The sequence below is a fragment of the Bordetella sp. BOR01 genome, assembly GCF_019218885.1.
Classification (GTDB): domain Bacteria; phylum Pseudomonadota; class Gammaproteobacteria; order Burkholderiales; family Burkholderiaceae_B; genus Bordetella_A.
Map to the genome: position 1 here is coordinate 629143 of NZ_JAHUWT010000004.1, position 23027 is coordinate 652169.

The following is a 23027-nucleotide window of genomic DNA, read 5'->3' on the forward strand; positions in this document are numbered from 1 at the left end:
GATGGCGGGCAATTTACACTCATTTTGTTACCGTAGTTACTACAACATAAGTAATCGACATGACGGCGGCCATGGGTCGGCTATAAAGGCCGACAAATATACTGAAGCCAACACAAATGAAGCTTTATTTGCGGAAACCCGGCATTGCGCAGCGTTTTGTATCCTCATCTTGCCGCGCACCACGGGGCGTCTCTGTTTACCACAATAAACTGTAAAATTTGACCCTCGATATCTGCGGACATCCCGACCATAATGGCCAATCTTCAATCCATCCGCGCCGCACGACATTCTGTTTTCATTGAACCCGTGGCAGCCTTAACTACACAAGGATCCTTCCTATTCTTATCGTGCCGAGCCGGCCACCAGCCGTCACCCCACTAATCATTGCCTGTTAGACACAGCCTGTCCGTTGCCCCCGCAACCGGTCCCTGCGTCGTCTATCCATAGCAAAAAAAAAATCAAGAAAGCTCTCGAAAGCTGTTGTTCGAAGGAAGATATACATGGCAAAGCGTGTTGCCGTCGTGGGGCTCTCGTTCCGGTTTCCACATACCGACACCGACCGATACTGGACCGACCTGCTGGCCGGGCGAGACTTGGTCACCGAAGTCGATGCCGATCGCTGGCAACAGGATGCCTATCTGCATCCTGCCAAAGACCACCCGGGTACGGCCTACACCTTCGCCGCTGGCTCGATCGGCGATATTTCGGGCTTTGATGCGCACTTTTTTGGCATTTCGCCGCGCGAAGCCGCGTTGATGGATCCGCAGCAGCGCTTGCTGCTGGAATTATGCTGGGAAGCGATCGAGCATGCCGGTATCCGGCCATCCAGCCTGAAGGGCAGCGACTGCGGGGTTTATATCGGGATTGCCAGTGCCGATTATTCGCATCGATTGTCCGATGATCTTGACGCAATTGATGCGTCCATGGCCACGGGCAACACCTCCAGCGTGGCTGCCAACCGGCTGTCATACTTGTTCGACCTGCATGGCCCCAGCATGGCCGTCGACACGGCCTGCTCGTCATCCCTGGTGGCCGTGCACCAGGCCTGCCGCGCCATCGTCACCGGCGAGACCGATCTGGCGATCGCCGGCGGCATCAGCCTGCACTTGCACCCCTACGGATTCATCACCTTCTCGAAGGCGTCGATGCTCTCGCCCGACGGCCGTTGCCGGGTCTTCGACGCTTCGGGTAACGGCTACGTGCGCTCGGAAGGCGGCGGCCTGTTCCTGCTGAAGGACTACGACCAAGCTGTAGCCGACGGCGACCGCATCCTGGCCGTCATTCCCGGCAGCGCCGTAAATACCGACGGACGCAAATCCGGCCTGACCGTGCCGAATGCCGATGCCCAGATTGCCTTGATGCGGCAAGTCTACGAACGTGCCGGCATTGCCCCGAAAGACATCGACTACCTGGAGGCGCACGGCACCGGCACGGCGGTCGGCGACCCCATCGAAACGCGCGCCATCGGAGCCGCCCTGGGCCAGCCCCGCGGGGCCGGCAACCCGCTGCCCATAGGCTCGGTCAAGAGCAACATGGGGCACTTGGAAACCGCTTCGGGGGCAGCCGGCCTGGTCAAGGCGATCTACAGTCTGCAGCACCGCACGGTGCCCGCCACCATCGGGATCCAGAAGCTCAATCCGGCCATCGACTTCGAGGGCTGGAATATCGAAGTCGCCACCCAGAACCGGCCCCTGCGCCAGAAAGGGCCCCTGACGATAGGTGTGAATTCGTTCGGTTTCGGCGGCGCCAATGCCCATGTCATCCTGCAAAGTCCTCCTGAGCGCGATGCTGACCCGAGCGACAAGCTGGCCAATACTGCAGCGATACCCGTCATCGTTTCGGGCAAAACGCCCGACGCCTTGAAAGCCTCTGCGCGCAGCTTGGCAGGCGTGCTGCGGGGCCAACCAGCACGGGCCTTGTATGACGTGGCTTACCACGCTGCCATGCGGCGCGAGTGGCATCCCGAACGCGCCGTCGTGTATGGCACGGACGGCGAAGCCATGGCGCAAGTCTTGAACCGATACGCCGACGGCGACGCCACCCGCTACAGCATAGCCACCGGCAGCGCCGTCCCTGACGCGCAGGGTCCTGTGCTGGTCTACTCGGGCAACGGTTCGCAGTGGGCGGGCATGGGCCGGCAGTTATTGGCCGACCCGGTATTTGCCGAGGCAGTGCATGAAATCGACAACCGCTTTGCGCCGCTGGCCGGATATCGCCTGGCCGACGAACTGGCCCGTACCGACAACGCAAATCAGTATGAGCGTACCGAAATCGCCCAACCGGCTCTATTCGCCATTCAGGTCGGCATCACACGCATGTTGGCGCAGCGTGGCATCCTGCCCACCGCCGTTGTCGGCCACAGTGTCGGCGAAGTGGCGGCAGCATGGGCATGCGGTGCGCTGACCCTGGCGGACGCCGTCCAGGTCATCTTCCACCGCAGCCGGCTGCAGGGCACCACCAAGGGCCAGGGCCGCATGGCCGCCGTCGGTATCGACGGGGCAACGGCGCAGGCCCTGCTTGCCGAATTGCAGTTGGCCGATGCGCTGTGCGTCGCGGGCTACAACAGCGGGCGCGGCGCTACGCTGGCTGGCGACCCAGCCGCCCTGGCCACGGTCGAGACCGAACTGGCCAGACGCCAGGTGTTCTACAAGCGCCTGGATCTGGATTACGCCTTCCACAGCGCCACCATGGACGCCATCCGGCCGGGATTGCAGCAGTCGCTGAGCCATCTGAGTCCGCAAGCCGGCCATGTCCCGTTTTTCTCCACCATCAGCGGTGACCGCCTCGATGGCAAGCAGCTCGACGCCGACTACTGGTGGCGCAATGTACGCGAGCCGGTACGATTTGAGCAGGCGCTCAGCAACCTGGTAGCACGTGGCGATAATGTCTATATCGAAGTAGGACCGCATCCGGTCCTGCGCTCATACGTCAATGACAGCTTGGCGGCCGCCGATCGCAAAGGCCTTGTCCTCATCACGGCCACCCGCGGCAGCGATGAACCAGGCAAGATACACGAAACGGCCGGGCAAGCTGTCTTGAGCGGTGCCCGCGTCAATTGGCAAGATCTGTTCCCATGGGTCGGCCGCCATGTATCCCTGCCCGCGTATCCATGGCAGCGTGAACGGCACTGGCATCCAGTCACGTCCGAATCGCTTGGCCAACTGCAGCGCGCCAAGGTTCATCCGCTGCTGGGTTATCCGCTGCGCCAACACGACGCCACCTGGGAAAACCAGCTCGATACCACGATGTATCCGTGGCTGGCCGATCACGTGGTCGGCGATGCCACTGTATTCCCCGGCGCAGGTTTCGCAGAGATGGCCTTGGCGGCGGCCACCCAGTGGCAGCCCGGAGCCAGCGCCGAGATCGAAGAGCTCGAGATCCATGCTCCGTTACTGCTGGCTGCGGCGCCATCCAAGCGCGTGCGCTTCACTCTCGACCCGGCCGATGGTGTTTTCCGGATCCACGCAAAAGAACTGGGCAGTACCGAACCCTGGGCCTTGCATGCGACTGGCCGGATCCTGCGTGAACCGGGAAGCGCATTGCTGACGGATTCACCCGTACAACAACCGGATCGCCCCGCTGACTTTACCGCCGATGCGCACTTCCGGCTGACCCATGCCGTTGGGCTCGACTACGGACCGGCCTTCCGTGCCATCAAGCATGGCTGGAGAGAGGCTCCCGATACCGTCATTGCCCGGCTTGAGCCGGCAGCAACCCTGCAAGATGGATTAGCCCGGACTCACCTGCATCCCGCCCTGCTCGATAGTGCTTTCCAGTTGGTCGTGCCATTGCTGTTCGACAACTCATCCGCCGACCGGAACATCGCATTCGTACCCGCCAAAATCGGCCGATTGGCGTTGGATGGCGATCGCGGCACACCTCAGTGGGTGCGCGCCACACTGCGGCGCCGCAGCCCCCACTCTCTGACTGTCGATTTCGCGCTGTTCAACCAGGCGGGCGAACAAGTAGCCGCGGTGCGCGACACGCGCTTCCGAAGTATCCGGCTGTCCAAGGCAACGACCCGCGCACCCGACTTCCTGGCCGAAGTCGGCGTGCCCAGCCCTCATGCCGACAATCCCGACAGCCGTCAGAGCACACTGGACGCTCCGGCCGTGGCAAATGCGTTGTCGTCGATGATCGCGACAGCAGTGCACGACGGTACCCATGCACGCTACGCGCATGAAATCGAGCCGCTGCTCGACAGCCTGTGCGACCGCTTCTTGCTGCAGGCGATACGCGACCTGGCGCCGGACACCGGCCACTTATACGACGATGTGGTCGACCGGTGCCGCCAGGCTGTACCCGATACCGCCCTCCTGCTCGATCATTTGCTGGCCCGAGCGGTCCACGCAGGCCTGCTGGAACGCACGCCTTCAGGCTGGACTTGCGTAGCCGCCGAAGACGACGAGGCAGCGCCCGGCGTTATCGACATCTGGAACAGCCTGGTTCGCGAATATCCCGATTACGCACACATCGTGCACGCCGCAGGCCGGGGCGGACTGCATTTGGCGGCACTGCTGCAGGGACGCAGTGTCGCAATCAAATCAGATTCCATCCAATCCACCCCCGGCGCGCTGGTCCGGCAGATCCTGGGAGCTGAAGCACGCCAGCGCACCGGATCCGCGTTGCGGGCCGAGCTTGCGCGCGCGCAGGCTTCGCTTCCCCCTGGTGCCCGGCTGAGCGTACTGGAGGTCAGCGATCACGCGCCGGCTTTCGCAACAGATTGCTGCAGTACCCTGGATTTCGACTTGGCCGACTACAGTTATGCCTCGACCTCGGCAGACTCGTTCGAGCACGCACAACGCCTGCTCGATCCGTATCCCGAAGCGACGATAACGCTGATAGGACAGAATGCCGAAGCGGCCAGCCCGTCTGTGCACGACCTGGTCATCCTGCATATCGACGCCGCCAACGCCACCGACGCTCAACGCGCCCTGCAATATGCGCGGCAGCACCTGAAGGCGCAAGGCCTGTTGCTGCTGGTAGGGACGCACCCGGTGGCATGGCTCGACTTCATTGCCGGATCGGCCCCCTCCTGGTGGAGCACGACGGCTGAAGACGGCCGCCCAGCCTCGTGCCAGTACTCCGCCCGGTTCTGGCAGGAAGCCTTGGCAGAACAAGGCTGCGTTTGCCAACCCGTGCTGGAATTCGCGCCTGACACGCTTTCGGGTCCGTACCTGTTGCCTGCGGTCGCCGGCGTCGCCACCGGAGCTTCGCAATCCGCTGCCGGCACCTTGCCGGTCGTGCCATCCGGCTGGCTGCTGTTGGCCAGCGAACAACCCGGCAACCTCGCCCTGGCCCAGGCCGTGGCTCGGCGCCTGGATGCCGCCGGCCATCGCACGCATATCCAGTGCAACGCCGACCCTGCCAAGATGGACACGCTCCTGGCACAGGCCAGGACCCGCCTGTCCCAAGTCGATGGCATCATCCATATGGACGGCCTGGCGCTGCAGGCTTGCACCTCGCCCGCCGACATGTTGCAAGAGCAGGTGCGCCGCTGCACCCTGGCTGCTGCCACATTCCAGGCACTGGAGCGCAGCGGCATTGGTGCCACCCTGTGGCTGCTGACGGCGGGCACCGCGCAGCACTGGGCCACAGGACGGCCAGACGAAACGTCACTGCACGATGCCACGCTCTGGGGTTATGGCCGGACCATGATGAATGAGGCTGGCCAGTTCACCGTGCGCCTGGTCGATCTGCCCAGCGCAGAGCCGGGCGAAGCCGCATTGCAGGCGCTCGAGCGTGAATTGTGCCAACCTGATGCGGAACAAGAGTCGGTAATCACGGCTGGCGGCGCGCGATATGCGCCACGCCTGAGAGCGGTCGAGCGTCCGTCTGCCGCGATCCCGCCCGTACCGTCGGCCGGGACGGTTCGCCTGGCGTTCGAGTTTCCCGGGCAATTGCGCAACCTGCGCTGGGAAGCTCGTACAGTCGCCGCGGTGGCCGAAGACGAGTTGGAAATCCAGGTACACACAACTGGATTGAATTTCCGCGATGTCATGTATGCCCTGGGCCTGCTGTCTGATGAAGCCATAGAAAATGGGTACGCAGGCGCTTCCCTGGGTCTGGAATTCGCCGGCACGGTAGTACGTGCCGGGACCCAAGCGGGCCAGCAATATAAGGTGGGCGATGCCGTCGTCGGCTTCGGGCCGGCCAGTTTCGCCAATCTTGTCGTGACAAAGACCGACGCGGTCGCCCATATTCCCCAGGGAATCTCATTCGAGGCGGCTGCCACTATCCCCAGCACCTTCTTTACTGTCTACTACGCGCTGCATCACTTGGCGCAACTCGAAGAAGGCGAGAAGGTGCTGATCCATGGCGCAGCCGGCGGGGTTGGCATCGCCGCCATCCAGTTCGCCCAATGGCGCGGTGCCGAAATCTATGCCACCGCCGGATCCGACGAAAAGCGCGATTTCCTGCGCCTGCTGGGCGTGCAGCATATCTACGACTCACGCTCTTTGGCCTATGCTGACGCGATCCTGGCCGACACTGGCGGCCGCGGCGTAGACGTGGTGCTGAATTCGCTGGCGGGCGAAGCTATCAATCGCAATTTCCGGGTACTGAAGCCGTTCGGCCGCTTCCTGGAACTGGGCAAGCGCGATTTCTACGAGAACACGCGCATCGGATTGCGGCCTTTCCGCAATAACATCAGCTATTTCGGCATCGACGCCGACCAACTGCTGCGTGAACGCCCTGCCCTCACTCGCCGATTGTTCGCCGAAATGATGGCTTTGTTCGAACAGGGTGCCCTGCATCCGCTGCCGTACCAGGAATTCGACGCCAACGACGTCGTCGACGCATTCCGCTACATGCAGCAGGCACGCCAGATCGGCAAGATCGTCATTACCTACCGCAACGGGATTCGCGACATCCATTGCGCCGCAGCGGCGGCTGCCGCCGAGCCTGCCTCGCTGGGGCTGTCTGACCAGGCCACATACCTGATCACCGGTGGCTTGAGCGGTTTCGGCCTGCGCACAGCTCAATGGCTGGCCGACAAGGGCGTACGCCACTTGGCGCTGGTCAGTCGCAGCGGCCCGGCGTCCGACGCAACATCGCAGGCCATCGCGGCCCTGCAAGCGCGAGGAGTTGCCGTGCACGCCGCGGCCTGCGACGTGACCGACGCCGAGGCAGTAGCGGCGCTGCTGCGGCACATTGGCGATGACATGCCGCCGCTCAAGGGCATCGTGCATGCCGCCATGGTGATCGACGACGGCCTGGTGCGCAGCACCACGGCGGATCAAATCCAGCGTGTACTGGCGCCCAAGATACTGGGCGCCCTGCACCTGGATATCGCTACCCGCGAACTGCCGCTCGACTTCTTCGTCACGTTCTCATCAGCCACGACCCTGTTCGGCAATCCCGGCCAAGCCAACTATGTTGCCGCCAACAGCTGGCTGGAAAGCCAGGCGCGGCACCGGCGCGCCTTGGGGCTGCCCGCTACTTGCATACGTTGGGGTGCCATCGACGATGTTGGCTACCTGGCTCGCAACAAGAAGGTCAAAGACGCCTTGCAAAGCCGCATGGGCGGTGCCGCGCTGGCATCCGATGTAGCGTTGCAGGTATTGGAAGATATGCTATTGGCCAGTGCCAGCGGCCTCGGTGTGCTCGAACTCGACTGGCGTGCGCTGCGCCGCTTCCTGCCCACCGCGGCGGCCCCCAAGTTCAGCTTGCTCGCACGCCATGCCGGCGAAAGCGGAGAGGATGACGCAGACACTCGGGATATCGACCACCTGCTGGCCACGCTCGATGACAATGCGTTGCATCCCATGATTGTCGACATGCTCAGGGCCGAAGTAGGCGAAATCTTGCGCGTGCCCGCCGACAAACTCAACCCCGAGGTCTCGATCTATGACATGGGCCTGGATTCGCTGATGGGTGTAGAGCTGGTCGTGGCGCTGGAAAACCGATTCGGCATCCGGCTGCCTGTCATGGCGCTGAACGAAAGCCCCACACTTGCCAAGCTGGCAAGCCGGCTACTGCAATTGCTACGGAACGAAGAGGACGCATCGCAGCAAGACACGTTGCGTGCCGAAGTCGAACAGGTAGTCTCCCAGCATACGGACGAAATGGCCGACGATGTCGTCGAGGCGTTCGCCAACGACCTGCGATCCGGCGCCGCCGGCACCAAACGCCTGATTCCATGAAACCAGCCACCGATGTTGTAACGCAGTCATGAGCACGACCAAGAAAGGGTTGCCTGGCCTGACGGCAAATATCAAAGACAAGCTGATCCAACAAAGCCTGGAACGCAAGTTCCGCCAGGTCGAGCAAGAACAATCCCAGCCCTCGCTGCCGCGCCCGCTCGACGGTCTCGCAGCCTTGCCCGAAGAGTTCTATCGTTTCGACCAGCACCCGGGGTATCGCCAGTTGCGCATCCTGAATGAAGGTGCCGCGCGCATGGCCGTGCGCAGTCCGTTTTTCAAGGTTCACGAGGGAATCGCCGGGTCGCAGACCCGCATCAGCGGCAAGACCTATATCAACTACGCCAGCTACGATTACCTGGGCATGTCGGGCGACCCGGCCGTCATCGCAGCGGCCAAGGAAGCGCTGGATCAATACGGCACGTCGGTCTCGGCAAGCCGGCTGGTGTCTGGCGAACGCCCGGTCCACCGGCAGCTCGAGCAGGCCCTGGCCGGGATGTACGGCGTGGACGATGCGATCGTCTTCGTCAGCGGCCATGCCACCAACGTATCGACCATCGGGCACCTGTTTGGCTCGCGCGACCTGGTCCTGCACGACGAGCTGATCCACAACAGCGTGCTGCAGGGCATACAGCTGTCGGGGGCTCGCCGCCTGCCGTTCGCCCATAATGACTGGGCAGCGCTGGATCGCATCCTGCAAGATCAGCGCCGCGACTTCGAGCGCGTGCTGATCGTGCTGGAAGGGTTGTACGGCATGGACGGCGATTTCCCGGACCTGCCCCGCTTCATCGAGATCAAGCAACGCCACAAGGCCTTCCTGATGATCGACGAAGCCCACTCATTGGGCGTCATGGGCGCCCGGGGATACGGTCTTCGCGAGCATTTCGGCATCGATGGCAAGGATGTCGACATCTGGATGGGCACACTCAGCAAGTCCCTGGCGGGTTGCGGCGGATTCATCGCCGGTGAAAGCGCGCTGGTCGAGCATCTGAAATTCCTGGCGCCGGGATTTCTATACAGCGTGGGCATGCCCCCCAGCGTCGCGGCGGCTTCGCTGGTCGCATTGCAGCGTATGCAAAGTCTGCCGGAACGGGTAGCCACCCTGCAGGCGCGCGGAAAGTATTTCCTGGAACTCGCCCGGGCCGCCGGTGTCGATACAGGCACAAGCGCGGGATTGGCCGTTATCCCGGCAATCACCGGCAGCTCGTTGAAGGCCGCCAGGCTGTCCACATTGCTGTTCGAACAAGGCGTCAATGTCCAGCCCATCCTCTATCCTGCCGTACCGGAGCGTGTCGCGCGATTGCGGTTCTTCATATCGTGCACGCACACGGAAGAGCAATTGCGCCATACCGTCGACTTGCTCGCGGCCGCGCTGTAGGCGGCACGGTTTCAATCACTAGCAGGAAGATGCCGAGGTGGCGAGACAGCGCAATGTGCCGATAATCAGGCCCCCGGCCAGGCCCGCGGGCCCGCCCGGGCTGGCCTCGGTGCTGGGCGGCACCGAGGCGCGGCGCAACTGGGTCAAATACTGGATAGAACAGCCACTGGGCGGCGCCGGGGAATTGGCCGTCTATTATCTGTTCCGGCTGCTGCCCATCGACCTGTGCTCGAAGCTCGGAGCCATGCGAGGACGCCACGTCGGCGCCGCGCGCAGGAAACTCGAGGCCCAGGCCCGCAAGGCGCTCACCGTGGCGGCCCCCGCCCTGCCCGCCAGCGAGATCGATGCCCTGCTCGACAGGCTGCATCGCAATTCCGGGCGCGCCCTCCTGGAAACACTGATCATGGACCGCGTCTGGAATGCCAGGCGGGTAGCCATCGTGCCGGAACATCGGCGCCTGGACCTCACCGACCCCTCGCGGTCCCGGATCTTCGTATCGGTGCACACCGGCAACCTGGGCGATCTTCTGGGCATGTGCCTGATGCAATTGATCGGCCCGCGTGGCATGACCGTCAGCCGCAGGCTGCCCAACCGCTTTCGCCAGCGGCTCAGCGAAAAGCTGCGCAGCAAGCATGGGGCCTCGGTGCTGGAACCCGGCCTGCGGACCACGCGCCAATTGCTGGACCATCTCCGTACGCCAGGCGGCGCCATTCTGATCCACCTGGACGAAGCGCGCGGCAAGCAGATCTACTTTCCCACCTTCGGCAGGCCCATGCCGTATGGCAGCAATCTGAGCCTGGCCATTCGGCTGGCGGCGGCAACCGGCGCGCCGCTGACGCCTGTTCATATGCAGCGCATCGCCGGCACGCGGTTTGACCTGCGCGTGCACGACGACCTGGCGGCGCCGGCCGCCAGGAACGAAGAACAGCAGGCTGCAATCGCCGCCTGCCTGGACAGGCTATTCGAGCGAGTCATCCGCGAGCAGTTGGACGACTGGCAACAGCTTTATTTCCTGCGCCCCTGAGCGCGCCCCTTGCGGGGCCGCGGTTTACCGTCGAGCATTTTCTTCACCTCGGCAAAGAAAAGCGCCGAAATCCTGTTTGGCTCGTGCCGTTCCAGGATCTCGTCAAAATAGCCGGGCTGGACGGTGTGGTCCACGGATTGCCGCATGGCGTCCAGCAGCCCCGCTTCACGGGCGGCATCGTACAAAAGCGGATGCTCCGCTCCCAGGACTTCCGTCATCGCGCCCATGGCAGGAGCGACCATGGGGCGCCGAAAAGTGGCGGCCAATAGCGCCACTCCGGAGTTCAACGTGCGAGTATAGGGCGCAACTATCACGTCTGCCCCGTTGAAATAGACTTGTATATGCCCCTCGGGAATACTGCGCGCGATGATCGAGATCTCGCTGCAAGCCGCTGCGCGCTGCTTCAGTTGCTTGACGTATTCCGTGTCGGCCACGATGCCGGCGATCAACAACCTCACGCGCCGTGCGGGATTCTCCTTGCGTAACGATTCGAAGGCCTCCACAAGCTCCATCAGCCCTTTGTAACGCTGCAAGGACCCGAAACACAGGAATACCCATTCGTCGTCCCTGATCCCCAGCAACTGCCGGGCTTGGGCCCTACCCAGGGCGTTTCCGTACCAGCCCGCGTAGGAAGGGTGCGGCACGTGGACGGTACGACCATCGGGCAACCGATACGACGACTCGGCAAGCCTGGGAGTCTGCCGGTTCATCACATGCACGAGATCAGCCTCTACGCTGACGAGCTGGTGCAATGCAAGCTCCGCATCCGGGAAACGCGGCCGGTGCGGCAATACGTTGTGCACTGTCCAGACGATCTTGATGCCCCGCGCCTTCCAACCCGAAATGGTCTGGGCGAACTCTTCGACAATGACATGGGCCTCGCCCTGGGATTTCGCGGGGCTCAATAATGTGTGCAACCAGTGCAAGTGAATGACCGTGCGATCGCCCCAGGCGATTTCGTCGACGACCCGTATATCCGACAACGGGATGACCACGACCCCTGCCGCTCCCGCGCCGCCGTACAGCAATTCCAGGAAAGGATTCAGCTTCAGTACGGGGTAATACATTAATAAATCGGGAAGCACTTCAATCGCATGATGCGCTCCCGTAACTCCCGCCACAAACGCCGACGGGCCCGAGCGCGGGCTGGCCGTTAGATTCTCGATTCGCACAGAGTCCCCTATCTACTGTGAGCAGCCGACCGCGACCTCTCAATATGCGGCCCTGGACACCCCAGGTATGTAACAATTATTCGCAAATATTGCATTACTTCGGACACGGACGACAAACCAAGCAGGTCTTTATATGATCCAGTAAAAACTATATATAAGTTGCCTTTTATGGCAAACTACATATCTTGGCACGTTACGCCACTGCAATTGGCAGCTTCCAATTCTTAGCCCAGCCCTTCAATTACAATAATTTGCAACCCGGAGGGCATATAGTGTTTTGCGGCCCCCGACAGCCGTCACGCAAGAGGCCGCCCCCTCAGGATTCCGCTCTCAACCCCTAGAAAAAACACCGGATTACCTACCTGGGCGGCATTTTGTCAAACCCCCTTTTTTAGACACAAAAGATACATTTGATTATCCTCGGGATTCACGAGATTGACCTATCCGTGGGGTAGAGTTACGAGTTCGTTTCGCACCAATGAATCGCCCGAAACCCGCAGACCACATGAAAATACTGACCGTATTTGGCACCAGGCCGGAAGCCATCAAGATGGCTCCCCTGGTCAACGCATTATCGAATCATCCGAATATCGAATCCTATGTCTGCGTGACCGCGCAGCACCGGGAGATGCTGGACCAAGTATTGAAATTATTCGAGATCAAGCCGGATTTCGATTTGAATATAATGCGTCCCGGCCAAGACCTTTTTTCCATTACGACAGATATTCTTAACGGCATAAAGTCGGTGCTTTCTGATATCAAGCCTGATTATGTGCTGGTGCACGGCGACACGTCCACTACCTTAGCAGCTTCGCTGGCCTCATTTTATTCGCGGATTCCCGTAGGACATGTGGAAGCCGGCCTGCGAACCCGCAATATTCGCTCGCCCTGGCCCGAAGAAGCCAACCGCCAAATCACCGGGGTTCTGGCGGACCTGCACTTCGCTCCAACTGAACAGGCACGCCAGAACCTGCGGCAAGAGCGCAAGCCGGAAGATCGCATCTTCGTGACAGGCAATACCGTCATCGACGCCCTGCTTTCCGTCAAGACCAAGATCGAAAATGATACGGTGTTATTGAAGCAATTTTCGGATCAATTCTCGTTTTTGGCTGAGGACCGCAAGGTGGTCCTCATCACCGGTCATCGACGAGAGAACTTCGGCGGCGGTTTCGAGAATATCTGCACGGCCATCGCGGACCTGGCCAAGGTCTACCCCCAGATGGACTTTGTCTATCCGGTCCACCTGAACCCCAACGTACGCGAACCCGTGAACAGATTGCTACGCGGTTTCAAGAACGTGCATCTGGTCGAACCGTTGGACTACCTGCCGTTCGTGTACCTCATGCGCCGCAGTTTCCTGATCCTGACCGACTCCGGCGGCATCCAGGAAGAGGCCCCCTCGCTCGGCAAACCCGTGCTGGTCATGCGGGACACCACGGAACGCCCCGAAGCCGTTGCCGCGGGCACGGTCAGAATGGTCGGAACCGATGCTGCGCGTATCGTGCAGAGCGTCAAAGACCTTACCGACAATGAGATCGAATACAAGAAAATGGCGTATGCCCACAATCCCTATGGGGACGGGACAGCTTCGCTGCAAATAGTTCAAGCACTCCTTAATCAACATTCCCAAGAGTGAGCATCAGCATGACCACGGACACCCCCCTGAATACCATCTCCGTTATCGGGCTCGGATATATCGGATTGCCTACGGCGGCAGTGCTCGCCTCCCGACGGGTCAAAGTCATCGGCGTCGACATCAACCAGCACGCCGTCGACACCATCAACCAAGGCAAGATCCATATCGTCGAACCCGAACTGGACATGGTCGTGCAGTCAACCGTGACCCAGGGCTACCTGCGCGCAACGACCAAGCCAGAGCCGGCCGATGCCTTCCTGATCGCAGTGCCCACGCCCTTCAAGGGCGATCACGAGCCCGATTTGTCGTATGTCAGGGCGGCGACCGAGGCAATTTCGTCCGTGCTGAAGAAAGGCGACACGGTAATTCTGGAATCGACCTCTCCCGTCGGCACGACCGAGCAAGTCGTGCAGTGGCTGTCCGAATTGCGCCCTGACCTGGCATTGCCCCTGCCGGGCAGCACGGACAGCGACGTCTACGTGGCATATTGCCCCGAACGCGTGCTGCCGGGCCAGGTAGTCCGCGAACTGGTGGAGAACGATCGCATCATCGGCGGGATCAATGCCCAATCGACCGAGAAGGCGCGCGCCGTCTATCGCCTGTTTGTCGAGGGCGAGCTGCTGGCGTCCAACGCGCGCACGGCCGAGATGTCCAAGCTCACCGAAAACGCGTTCCGCGACATCAACATCGCGTTCGCAAACGAGTTGTCGCTGATTTGCGATCGTCTAGACATCAACGTCTGGGAACTGATCAAGCTGGCGAACCACCATCCGCGCGTCAACATCCTGCAGCCGGGCGCAGGCGTGGGCGGCCACTGCATCGCGGTCGACCCCTGGTTCATCGTCGACAAGACGCCAGAACAGGCCCGTATGGTCCGCATGGCCCGCGAGGTCAACGATGGCAAGCCCAAATGGGTGGCCGACCGCGTCCAGGCGGCCGTCGAGCAAGTCGTGACCTCGGGCAAGAAACTCGAGGACGTTACCGTGGCCCTGCTGGGACTGGCTTTCAAGCCCGATATCGACGACCTGCGTGAAAGCCCCGCCCTCCATATCACCGAAGCGGTGCTGGGTTCGCTGCGCTGCAAGTTCAAGATCGTCGAGCCCTACATCGAGGAAATGCCGCGCGATCTGCGCGAATACGAACTTTCGTCGCTGGACGATGCACTGGCGACGGCCGACGTGGTAGCCGTGCTGGTTTCCCACACGCCGTTCCGCGAGGCCAAGCTGCAACGCCGCGACGGACAGATCTTTGTAGACGCCGTAGGTATCGTGCAGTAAAAAACACCAATAAGTTGGCAATCGGCGGTACCCGCGAGCATCGCGGGAACCGCCATGATTTGTCAAAGCCCGGTTAAAAGGGGGCCGGATTGAATCGATTTAGGAGTAGCAGTGACGACTGACGCCGTTAAAAACAGCGCAGAGATGGCGATTGGCTTGCCCACGGACAAGGCCACGGTAAAGAGCCCCAAGCGCCGCAAGCCCGCCAAGCCCTCTGAGATGAATAATCCTCGTATCGCCTGGATCAAGGAGCATCAACGCGGCGAGAACGTTGTTCTCGTTGGCGGCTCCGTGCCGGGTCTGGCCGATGCGTTGGCCGCCAACGGCACCACAGTCGACACGGTGGCTGTTACCACTTTGGGCTCAATACCGGCGTCGAGTCCCTACGATTGCGCTATCGTGACGAGCCTCAGCGACGATGCCAAGGAACTGCCCTTGCAACTGCACTGGGCAGTAGGGCTGATCAAGCCTTACGGCACCCTGATAGTGTCGACGATAGGCGCCTCCCCCATTCAAGTCGCCTTGGCACTGGAACGACATCTCCAAGTCCAGCACTTGTCGTATGACGACGGATGCGTCCGCTGCCTGGCGACCCGGCAGATATCCAGCGAATATCAGCTCAAAGATCTCCATGAATTGCTGGTGTCGTCGGATCAAGCCCTGTCCGACCGACAGCGCCGCCTGGAAGACGTCAGTCGCCGCTGGCAACAAGCCAAGAGGAAGTGGCAGGAGGCGGCGCAGGCGCATCGTGCAGCCGAGGAACAACTCAAGGCATTGCAGGATCGCACTGCGAACCACACTGATGAAGTCGAAGCGCTGCAAACCCAGTGCCGCGATCTGCAAGTGCAAAACCTGGACCTGCTGACGGTCAAGGCTCAGTTCGAAAACGACAATCGCACGCTGAACATGGAGCTGCGCAAGGCGACGCGACAGCACGCTTCCATGGAAGGCACCCTGGCTGCCGTGTATCGCAGCGATTCATTCCGACTGGGGAAGATGCTGGTCGGAGCGACCCAATCGTGGGGCCAGTTCGTTGCCTTGCCGCGTCTGTTCTGGACGCTGCTGCAAGATGGGAAAAAGCGCCGCGCGCTCAAGGCCGCCAAGTTGGCCAATGTTGCCTCGTCGGAAAACGCGAGCGAGAAATCGAGCAAGGCGCAGATTGCCAAGGTCGTTGGCACGGACTTGAACAAGTATCTGGAAGCCTTCCGCGAAGATGGCGCCGCCGCCGTCCTCAAGCTTGTCAACCCCAAGGGCGATCGTCCTGCGCGAGCCAATGCCATGTCGCTGCTGGCCATTGGCAAGAACTTCCGCGAGCAGGGCGCCAAGGAAATCGAATGGCCTCTGGCGGAACTGGCGATCAAGCAATTCCAGGACGACGCCATCTGGCGCGGCTATTTATGGGCGGCCGTGCACGCCAACCGGCCTGAATTGGCATACCGCGCGGTCAAGACCCTTGAGCATCTCTACCGGGGCGCGGGCCCCAAGAAAATCGAGAGCCTGAAGCGACTGCAGGAGCACCGGATCTACCGTCTGCACTTGCTGGATCGCCATATGGACGATCCCGTCACGCCGATCACCCCGGAACCCAATCGCGCCGTCTACATCCTTCACAACTCGTTGCCGTTCTCTTCGGGCGGGTATGCCACACGCTCACACGGCATCGCCAGCGGGCTCAAGCTGGCGGGCTACGAAGTCATCATGCTGACGCGGCCGGGTTTCCCACTCGATATCAACACTTCGCTCAGCCTGTCCGACATCCCGGCCGAGGAGTCGGTCGACGGTATCCGCTACGAACGCGTTCTGGAACCCAAGCGATCGACCTCGATCTCCCGAGACGGCCTGCCCGCTGATGAATACCTGGTGGCGGCTGCCGATGCGCTGACGGAGCGCCTGCGCGCCTTGCGCCCTTCAGTGGTCATCGCCGCCTCCAATTACCAGACCGCGTTGCCGGCGATGCTTGCCGCAAGACGGCTCGGACTGCCTTTTGTCTATGAAGTGCGGGGCTTCTGGGAAGTCACCCGCATTTCCCGGCAACCCGAATTCGCCAAGACGATCGCATATGCGGTGGACCGCGCGATGGAAGGCGGCCTGGCCGCGCGCGCCGACCAGGTGTTCACGCTTACCGAAGCGATGCGCGACGAGCTGATCGACCGCGGTGTTGAAGCGGAGAAAATCGTACTACTGCCGAACTCGTGCGATCCCACCCGCTTCCACCCGGGCGAACGCGATGCAGCCCTGGCCAAGCGCCTGAATATTCCGCCCAATGTGCCTGTCATCGGCTATATCGGAACGTTCGTCCACTACGAAGGCCTGGAAGACCTGGCCGGAGCATGCGCTCAACTCAAGGAACAGAACATCGAATTCCGCCTGCTGATGGTGGGCAACGAGGATGTCTCGGGCACGGGAGTCGGCCCGATCACGCAGGCGGTCCGCGACATCGCGGAGAAAGCCGGGTTCTCGAAATGGCTCATCATGCCGGGCCGCATTCCGCACTCCGAGGTCGAAAGCCACTACTCGCTCATCGACATTGCGCCCTTCCCTCGCAAACCGCTACCCGTTTGCGAGATGGTCTCCCCCATGAAGCCGCTGGAAGCGATGGCGATGAAGAAAGCCGTTCTCGTGTCGAGCGTGCGCGCGCTGTCCGAGATGGTCGAGCACGAACAAACCGGTCTCATCTTCGAAAAAGGCAATGTAGCCGACTTCTCTCGCCAGTTGCGTCTGTTGATCGAGCAACCCGAGTTGCGTAAACGCCTTGGGGAGAACGGGCGCGTCTGGGTCGAACAGGAACGCACCTGGCTGAAGACAGGCGGCAAGGCTCACGACGTCATCGAAGCCCAGGTCCTGCACCCGAAATACCCTATCCATGCGGTTCGGAGCGACGGAGCGCATATCGTCGAACTGGCTCGATTCCAGACTCTGTTGACACGCGCCTTCGGCACTGGCGAAGAAAACCGTGTCGTGCCGGTCTCGGAAACCAAGACGCTCTACTTCCTGCACAGCAGCTTGCCTCACCTGTCCGGCGGTTACGCCACCCGGGCACATGGCATTGTCAAGGGAACGCTCGCTGCCGGTTTCGACATCACCCCCTATACGCGCCCGGGCTTTCCGGTCGATACCCGGGAAATCGGGCCCGATGAGACCTTCGACGACGCGGATGTGGTCGACGGCATTTCCTACCACCGGATTTTCGGCGGCGCCAATCGTGGCGCAGTGAGCGAAATCGAATACATGCTCAGCATGATCGACGAGTTCGAGCGAGTCCTGCGCCAGGAACGCCCCGCCCTCGTGCATGGCCGGTCGACGTACCTCACGGCACTCCCCGCGCTGATCGCGGCTCGCCGGGCGGGATTGCCCTTCGTTTACGAAGTATCCGGCCTTTGGGAACTCGTCCACGCCTCTCGGGACAAGACAGGGGCGCTCCAGCACCTGATCGATCGCATCCGCGACCTGGAGACCTTCACCATCCTGAATGCGGATCGCGTCATCACGCTTACCGAAGGCATGGTGGACGAACTGGTTTCGCGCGGCGCAGATCGCGAGAAAATCCATCTGATCCCCAACTCCGTGTCGCCCGAACAATTCGTGCCGATCCCGCGCGATGACGCCTTGGCCGAAAAACTGGGCATCCCGCCGGGTGTGCCAGTGATGGGCTATGTCGGCACATTCGTGGACTACGAGGGGCTGGACGATCTCATTCGCGCCGCCAAACGCATCCTCGCCCGCGGAATCGACTGCCGCGTATTGCTGGTGGGCGACGGCCGCGGGCAGCAGAACCACAAGGCCCTGGCCAGACAGTTGGGTGACAAACTGATCCTGCCGGGACGGGTGCCGCATGACGTGGTCAAGAACTACTATTCACTGATTGATGTGCTGGTTTATGCACGCAAGCCCTGGCAAGTGTGCGAAACTGTTTCGCCAATGAAGCCATTCGAGGCGCTCGCCCTTGAAAAGGCCGTTGTGGCATCGAGCGTCAGGGCCCTGAGCCAGATCATCCTCGATGGAGAGACCGGATTGATCTTTGAAAAAGGAGATCCCGACAGCCTGGCCGACAAGGTAGTCTCGCTCTTTGAATCACCCGAATTGCGTACGGCTCTTGGCAAGAAGGGACGTGAATGGGTCATCGAAAATCGGACCTGGACGACTGCGGGTGAAGAGGTTGCTCAGGTTTACCGCAGGACGCTGGCGCCAAGCTGATGGATCATGATTAAGCTCTCATTATCGAGAAACTCAATGATAGGCACCGTAACGAGCATGCGACCGAACACCGAATTCCAGGCGACGAATTCGGGCATTTCGGCGAACGACCTGCAGCCCAAAGTGCTGCCCCATGACGAACCTGCACCCGCTGACTCACAATTTCCCAGCCTGGAGGTATACCGGGACAGCCCGCTCAAGGAAGGTCGGTTCTCCGTCCATGCCGACACCGGCCTGTTCGAGTGCAGGCTGGACTTGCGGCCGGAATATTCGCGCCTGTTCATCGTATTGACCAGTTCCCATGCGCCGAATAGCCCCTTGCCGACCTTCAAGGCGCTCAAACCCCATCAGCAGCTTCCCGGATCGGTCTTGTACGTGTCCGATCCGACGCTGTTTCTCGACCGAACGCTGAGCCTGGGGTGGTACCTGGGCACGGTGCGCCACGACTGGGGCCAGGCTTTGGTGCGACTGGTGCAACAAGTTGCCGCCAACTCCAACCTGATGCCTGAAGACATTTATGTCCTGGGAACGGCCGGCGCCGGGCTGGCGGCTATCCAGCTTGCATGCGGGCTGGGCCCGGCCACTGCCATTGCCATCAACCCGCATACGGATGTACGGCAATACCATACAGCTTTCGTCAATTCATTCTTCTCGAAATGCTTTGGCTCGGGCAGCGATGTGTTGAAGCACACCGACGATCTGGAGCGGCGGCTTTCCGCCATCGTGGCGCTGCAAGGCGCGGCCGAAACCAAGCTCGTGTACGTGCAGAATCGAGCTGATGCCCATACATTCCATAGGCACTTCCTGCCTTTTTGCAGTGCGTTCGGACTTGACTCGTCAGCCGGCTCCTTCCGCGACGACAACATGGAAGTCATGCTCTACGACGAGGGGGGCAGCCGCACTTCCGCCGAACCCCAGGATCTGTTCGCGGACATCATCGAGCACGCAATTGCATTCAACGATTCGGGGCTGGAAGAGGTGACCCTGGCGGAACAGGCCATCACGCACAGCGAACCCGAGAAGGTCAAGCAAGTATATATACAGAAAGAATCTCTGCCCGCCCAACTTATCGAAAAACCCTGGAAGATATTCTCGGGCCTGGCGGAATACAAAGAGCAGCCCAAGCTGAAGAAAGGCCGTTTCACTGTCGACCTGCCCGACGGCCACAAGTTCGATTGCCTGTTCATTCGAAAGCGCTCCACCCAAAAGCTGTTTATCATGCTTTCGGGAGCACGCAACTGGAAAATCCGCGGGCCCGAGTTCACCCGTTATAGCTGGCACCCTACGCTTCCAGGGTCGATGCTATGCATCACCGACCCCACGATAGCCTGGGCGGGCCGCAAGCTCGCGCTGGCGTGGTACGTCGGTACGGCAGCCAATAACTGGACGACGGCCATGGCGGAACTGGTTCGGGCCACGTGCGAAAAACTCGGGATCAAGACCTCTGACGTGATCATCTACGGTTCGTCCGGAGGGGGATTCGGGGCCATGACCCTGGCCGCGGCCCTGGGGGATGCCACTGCCGTCGCCATCAATCCGCAGAGCCATGTCCTGCGGTACAACCTTCGGGCCGTCAACAACTTCTTGAAGATTGCATTCGGGGTATCCAGCGCAGACGCCCTCGCACCTGAGCTGATCAAGGAGCGGTTGTCCGCCATCGACGCAATTGACCGCACGCCCAACGCCAAAGTGCTATATGTGCAAAGCCGGAACGACAAGCGCCACTACGAACATCATTATGTTCCGTTCTGCAGTCAATTCGGGCTTCCGCTCAAGGGCGGCAGCGCCCGTGACGGCACGCTGCAGACCTGGCTCTATCACGATCGCCCCGGCCATCGGGGAGAACCGGAAAAACTGGTGCCCGAAATACTCACGCGCGCCATGGCGCTTTCGAGCCTGGGCACGCGCGAATAAATCCAATGCCAATTAGTCTACATACTTATTTTCCAGGGATTTGATACGCCGCGGCTGGCCCGGGGGAGTAGGACACCCGGGCGGCTGAGCCTGCCCTTTCACGACGGTCAGTTTAGGCTGCTTGATCGGGGCCTTGCCGGCGGATGCCGAAAAGGCCTGCATTTTCGGAAGCTTTGCCATGGTGTTATTTTCGAAGACGGTATCCCACGAGGGGCATTCGGCCGTGCTCTTGGTGCACATCGAGCTTCGAGACTTATCGCAGAACGAGTCTTGAAACGCTTCCGCCTGCTGATTCACGAATTTGTTCCGCACGATTTTATTGGCATGCGAGGCATCCCTGACCTTGATCGCTGCCCCGCAGCCGCCATCAAATACATTGTCGGAAATAATATTATTGGCCGAATAGTGGGCAATATATATAGCGTGCAAAAGATTGCAGTCCTTCACATTGCGGATATCTTTGAAAGTGTTCCCGACAACCTTGTTGTTTCGAGAGTTGACAAGACTCACCGCTGCCGTGGCCGGGCGACTCTTGGCATTGCCCTGCCCGATTTTGGCGAACACGTTGTCCGTAATCTCGTTGCCGCCGTTCCACAGGTCTTCGGATTTGCGCTGTCCGCTCAACGAAACCGCGCTGACATAGTTGAAGACCTCGAGGCCGGAGATGCGCACCGGACTGGTATCGTGTTTGGTCGACTTCAGCACGAACCAGACACCCTTTCCTCCGCCATCGAATTTCGGGCGGCTGGAAGCTTTCGGGTCGGCCTGCAGATGGAAGGGCACATCGCCTGGCGTTCCATTGAGCCTCAGCCGCTGTCCCTTATACGTGCCGCTGGCGACTTGGACGGTGACGCCGGTCACGTCCTCAGCCATGTTGGCCTTCGCGGCCCGGAGCGCCTCCGCGAGCGAGCCGACCGGCTCGGCCGGCTTCAGGCCTGTGCCTGACTTTTGCTCCTGAGGTGCTACATAGATGGTCAACTCCCGCGCCTGTGTCAAACGCGCATCAACAGCCGATATCAACAGCAATCCAAGTGCCACCGCGAGTTTGACTCTATATAATGGTATAGACATATTGCGCCCTAGCAGGAAAAATCCACAATCTGTGGCAATGTACATCAACCTATCAATAAACAGCTTCATCCTAATATATTGTTGCATAGCGTCATGACCATTTGCGCACCCTCCTGCACTGCCAGACGCTTTCCCGATGCCATCATCTGATGATTTCCTTTTACCCTTTCAAACGTCCTGTACTCGGCAAGCAGGCTAAGCTGTCCGGCGAATTCAAGAACCTCAAGGTTGCACTGATCTCCGATGATTTCACTTCATTGTGCCTTTCCTACGAATGCCAGGTACGTGCGGTATCGCCTCGCAACTACAAATGGATGCTGAAGTACTGGCGCCCTGACATTTTGCTGACTGAATCTGCCTGGTGTGGCAGGAACAATGCATGGAAATTCAAGATTGCGTCATACAAGGAACACCCCAAGCGCACCAACGACGAACTGCGACGGGTGGTCTCCTATGCCAGGGAACTGGGAATACCCAGCGTTTTCTGGAACAAGGAAGACGCTATCCATTTTGATAGATTCATTAATAGTGCCTCGCTTTTTGATTATATTTTCACGGTCGACGAGAACGCAATACCGCTATACCGTGCAGCCCTGGGAGACGATGCGCGCCTGGCAACGTTGATGTTTTCCATTCAGCCCGCGCTGCATGCACCGAGCAATGACACATATCGATATGGTCGAGCCTGTTTTGTCGGCAGTTACAGCCACCACATCCATCCGCGTCGGCGCATGTGGCAGGATATGTTATTCGAAAGCGCGCGCGACATTGGATTGACAGTTTATGATCGAAACTCGGACCGAAAATCGGAAGTCTACAGGTATCCTGTTCGCCCATGGATCGACATACACACCAAAATCGACCATGCCAGGACGGCCCAGATTTATCGCGAGCACATGCTATGCCTGAACGTCAATACCATCGAAGATTCCGCGACGATGTTTTCGCGTCGATTCCTCGAGATTCTTGCATCCGGAGGGCTGGCTGTCAGCACTCCTGCATTATCGATAAAGAAACTGTTTCCCGAGCTATGCCATATTGTCTCCAGTCCAGAGGAAATGAGCACGCTCTTTGACTCATTGCGGAATGGCTGGCGCCCCTCTGACCGCGACATGGTACGCTCGGCTTCCGAGCATGTGTTGAAGCGCCATACCTGGGAAAAGCGATTGGGCGAAATACTGGAAATCGTGCCGATCGGCAGGCATTGCTGAACGAATCAA

The 23027-nt window shown here is 60.4% G+C and carries 10 protein-coding genes; 8 read left to right on the plus strand and 2 right to left on the minus strand.

Annotation, left to right across the window (positions count from 1 at the left end):
- Positions 1-500 precede the first annotated feature (500 nt).
- The 3 genes from KW845_RS24650 to KW845_RS24660 are packed head-to-tail and all read left to right on the plus strand — an operon-like array spanning position 501 to position 10543.
- On the plus strand, positions 501-8144 hold the full coding sequence (locus tag KW845_RS24650; protein ID WP_218371986.1) for a type I polyketide synthase: 7644 nt from the start codon (positions 501-503) through the stop codon (positions 8142-8144).
- Positions 8145-8172: 28 nt separating this feature from the next.
- On the plus strand, positions 8173-9519 hold the full coding sequence (locus tag KW845_RS24655; RefSeq protein ID WP_218371987.1) for an aminotransferase class I/II-fold pyridoxal phosphate-dependent enzyme: 1347 nt from the start codon (positions 8173-8175) through the stop codon (positions 9517-9519).
- 37 nt (positions 9520-9556) lie between these two features.
- A complete protein-coding gene (locus KW845_RS24660; protein ID WP_218371988.1) occupies positions 9557-10543 on the plus strand; it encodes a hypothetical protein in 987 nt (328 codons plus the stop codon).
- Here the strand turns inward: KW845_RS24660 and KW845_RS29760 are convergent.
- A complete protein-coding gene (locus KW845_RS29760) occupies positions 10525-11715 on the minus strand; it encodes a glycosyltransferase (protein ID WP_218371989.1) in 1191 nt (396 codons plus the stop codon). The two genes, KW845_RS24660 and KW845_RS29760, sit on opposite strands and share 19 nt — an antisense overlap.
- 505 nt (positions 11716-12220) lie before the next feature.
- Between KW845_RS29760 and wecB the strand changes: the two genes are divergently transcribed.
- From wecB to KW845_RS24685, 4 genes are all read left to right on the plus strand, one after another.
- Positions 12221-13351: a non-hydrolyzing UDP-N-acetylglucosamine 2-epimerase gene (wecB, locus tag KW845_RS24670; protein WP_218371990.1), complete on the plus strand. Its 1131-nt coding sequence runs from the start codon at positions 12221-12223 to the stop codon at positions 13349-13351.
- Between the two features lie 8 nt (positions 13352-13359).
- Positions 13360-14628 carry a UDP-N-acetyl-D-mannosamine dehydrogenase gene (wecC, locus tag KW845_RS24675; protein WP_218371991.1) on the plus strand — a complete coding sequence of 423 codons (1269 nt, stop codon included), beginning with the start codon at positions 13360-13362 and terminating at the stop codon, positions 14626-14628.
- 111 nt (positions 14629-14739) lie between these two features.
- Complete coding sequence (locus KW845_RS29765; RefSeq protein ID WP_218371992.1) at positions 14740-18822, plus strand: glycosyltransferase; 4083 nt, start codon at positions 14740-14742, stop codon at positions 18820-18822.
- A gap of 57 nt (positions 18823-18879) precedes the next feature.
- Positions 18880-20736 carry a hypothetical protein gene (locus KW845_RS24685; protein WP_218371993.1) on the plus strand — a complete coding sequence of 619 codons (1857 nt, stop codon included), beginning with the start codon at positions 18880-18882 and terminating at the stop codon, positions 20734-20736.
- A gap of 12 nt (positions 20737-20748) precedes the next feature.
- Here the strand turns inward: KW845_RS24685 and KW845_RS24690 are convergent, their stop codons facing one another.
- Positions 20749-21876, minus strand: coding sequence for a right-handed parallel beta-helix repeat-containing protein (locus KW845_RS24690; protein WP_218371994.1), 1128 nt, complete (start codon positions 21874-21876; stop codon positions 20749-20751).
- 80 nt (positions 21877-21956) lie between these two features.
- Here KW845_RS24690 and KW845_RS24695 point away from each other — a divergent pair, with 80 nt between their 5' ends.
- Positions 21957-23018, plus strand: coding sequence for a glycosyltransferase (locus KW845_RS24695; RefSeq protein WP_218371995.1), 1062 nt, complete (start codon positions 21957-21959; stop codon positions 23016-23018).
- Positions 23019-23027: the final 9 nt, after the last annotated feature.